The sequence below is a fragment of the Mesorhizobium sp. M7A.F.Ca.CA.001.10.2.1 genome (assembly GCF_003998575.1).
Lineage (GTDB): Bacteria > Pseudomonadota > Alphaproteobacteria > Rhizobiales > Rhizobiaceae > Mesorhizobium.
In genome coordinates this window covers 1-2,527 of record NZ_RZQY01000786.1, presented here as the reverse complement: position 1 = coordinate 2,527, position 2,527 = coordinate 1, and the positions used below count along the sequence as shown (strand labels likewise).

The window sequence follows — 2,527 nt, the reverse complement described above, 5'->3', positions numbered from 1 at the left end:
GCTTTGGCACGGAGTTCTGATGTTCTTTTGGAGAGAAGGGGGCCGGTCGGCGTTTGGCAGCGGTACGAGGAGGCCACTATGTGCCAGCGCCGGCCGGCCGACCCCACGGACCCAGGAGATGCGGCGGACCTGAGCATCATGGGGTATTCCCAGGATCGGAGCCGGTTTTCTATCCTCGTGCCGGCTTCGTCTTGGCCTGCACAGTTGCGCAAGAGCTTATGAAAATCAACAGTTTCTTAACCAAGGCTCGCGAATCGCTTGGATTAAGGTAAACGGGTAACCCTGTCGGGTTGACAGGATAATCGGGGCTGGATCGCTACGCCGCCTTGGCGACGACGCGATTTCGGCCGCCGCTTTTGGCTTCGTAGAGCGCGAGATCGGCACGCTTCATCAGCGCCGCCACCGTGTCCACGCCCTTCAGCACCGACGACACGCCGACGCTGACCGTGACTTCGATCGCCTTGCCGTCCTGCCCGATGGCGAAAGCCGCCTGGGCGATTTCGGCGCGAATGCGTTCGGCTACCTTCTCGGCCACCGCGCCCTCGGTGTCCGGCATCACCACGACGAACTCCTCGCCGCCAAAGCGGCAGGCAAGGTCGATACCCCTGACATTCTTGCGCAGCCGTCGTGCGAATTCCCGCAGAACCTCGTCGCCGCCGTCATGACCGTGCGCATCGTTGATCGCCTTGAAGCGGTCGAGGTCGGTGATCATCACCGACAGCGGCCGGCGCCGCGCTACGGCGCGATCGAACAGCGTCTGCAGGTGGCTGTCCAGATAGCGGCGGTTGTGCAGCCCGGTCAGTCCATCGGTCACCGCCATTTCGATGGTCTGGGTGACGCTGGCGCGCAGCTGGTCGTTGTAACGCTTGCGGCGCACCTGGGTGCGCAGCCGCGCCGTCAACTCCTGCTGGTCGATCGGCCGCATCAGATAATCATTGATGCCGAGTTCGAGGCCGCGGATGATGCGTTCCTCCTCGCCCTCCTCCGCCAGCAGGATGATCGGCACGAAACGGGTGCGATCGAGCGAGCGCAACTGCGAACAGAGCCTCAGCGGATCGAAATCGGCGAACGCGGTCGAGATCATCACGCATTCATAGGACGTCTCGGCGGCCTGGAAGAAACCGGCATGCGGATCATGTGTGACGTCGAGGTCGGCCCGGTCGCGCAGCATCTTCTGGATGCGCTCAACGGATGATTTGCGCTCGTCGATCAAAAGCACTTTAGGCGTCGTGTCCTCGGATGCGAAATTGCGGCTGAGCAACTCCTCGATGCCGATGTTGCGCGTCGTCGAGGCGCGCAGCCGCAACTCGTCGGTCAGCGACTTCAGGCGAACCAGGCTCTTGACGCGCGTCATAAGCTGCAGGTCGTTGACCGGCTTGGTCAGGAAGTCGTCGGCACCGGCCTCGAGCCCGCGGACGCGGTCGGAGACCTGATCGAGCGCGGTGATCATCACCACCGGAATGTGCGATGTCGCCGGATCGCTCTTCAGCCGCCGACAGACCTCGAAGCCGTCCATATCAGGCATCATCACGTCGAGCAGCACGACATCGACCTTGCCGTTCTCGCAGGTCTCTATCGCATCCGGCCCGTTGGTGGCGGTCAGCACTTCGAAATATTCGGCCAGCAGCCGCACTTCCAGCAGCCGCACATTGGCAGGGATATCGTCGACGACGAGGATCCGAGCAGTCATTTCACAAGGCTCCGGCTCGGCTGAAGGGGCACATCACGCATCGCCCAGATAGGATTTGATGGTTTCGATGAAACGCGGCACCGAGATCGGCTTAGAAATATAAGCCTCGCAGCCGCCCTGGCGGATACGTTCCTCGTCGCCCTTCATGGCGAAGGCGGTCACCGCAATGACCGGGATGACGTGCAGTTCGTCGTCTTCCTTCAGCCATTTGGTCACTTCAAGCCCCGACACTTCAGGCAATTGGATATCCATCAGGATCAGATCCGGCTTGTGCTGGCGCGCCAAATCGAGCGCTTCCAGACCGTTTCGGGTGCGCACGGTCTCGTAACCGCTTGCCTCGATGAGGTCCCGAAAGAGCTTCATATTGAGCTCATTGTCTTCGACGATCATAACCTTCTTCGGCATCGATTTCCCGTCCCGGCTGCCCTTCCGCTTCGAAGGCAACCGTCATGCGCCCATGTCTGAACGCATCAAACCCTGCTTCACTTTACGGCAATATGATTGACGAAACGGAAATCCGCGGCTGGAAAACAGCGCGAATTCCACCTCGTCCCCTGCGCGTCCAAAGGGCGCGCCACGCTCTAATGGCTTGCCGCAAGCAACTCTTGCCATTACTGCGGGAGAGACTCATTCCACACACCGAAGGTAGTGATGGCAAACGCAGCGTCAATGCGCGAAGAAGCGGAATCGATTGCCGTGAAGGCCCTGGGCTTCGTCGCCTCCGATCCGGAGCTTCTGCCGCGCTTTCTGGCAATCACCGGCATAGAGGTCCATTCGATCCGCAAAGCCGCCAGCGAGCCGGGTTTTCTGGCCGGTGTCCTGCAGTTCATCCTCGCC

General features: G+C 61.0%; 3 protein-coding genes. 1 reads left to right on the top strand and 2 read right to left on the bottom strand.

Going from position 1 to position 2,527, the window contains the following annotated elements:
- Positions 1–316: 316 nt before the first annotated feature.
- Together EN964_RS31690 and EN964_RS31685 are read right to left on the bottom strand one after the other, a co-directional pair.
- Positions 317–1,690, bottom strand: a complete 1,374-nt coding sequence (locus EN964_RS31690; RefSeq protein WP_023810534.1) for a PleD family two-component system response regulator — start codon at positions 1,688–1,690, stop codon at positions 317–319.
- A gap of 33 nt (positions 1,691–1,723) precedes the next feature.
- Positions 1,724–2,095 carry a response regulator gene (locus EN964_RS31685; protein WP_127271107.1) on the bottom strand — a complete coding sequence of 124 codons (372 nt, stop codon included), beginning with the start codon at positions 2,093–2,095 and terminating at the stop codon, positions 1,724–1,726.
- A 246-nt stretch (positions 2,096–2,341) separates the two neighbouring features.
- Between EN964_RS31685 and EN964_RS31680 the strand changes: the two genes are divergently transcribed.
- Positions 2,342–2,527 (top strand): DUF3572 family protein (locus EN964_RS31680; protein WP_127277217.1); only part of this gene is annotated, 186 nt, incomplete at its 3' end.

What these genes read in the sequence shown, in the direction of transcription:
- EN964_RS31690 (WP_023810534.1), bottom strand. Translation starts at nt 1,690, where the DNA reads ATGACTGCTCGGATCCTCGTCGTCGACGATATCCCTGCCAATGTGCGG.
- EN964_RS31685 (WP_127271107.1), bottom strand. Translation starts at nt 2,095, where the DNA reads ATGCCGAAGAAGGTTATGATCGTCGAAGACAATGAGCTCAATATGAAG.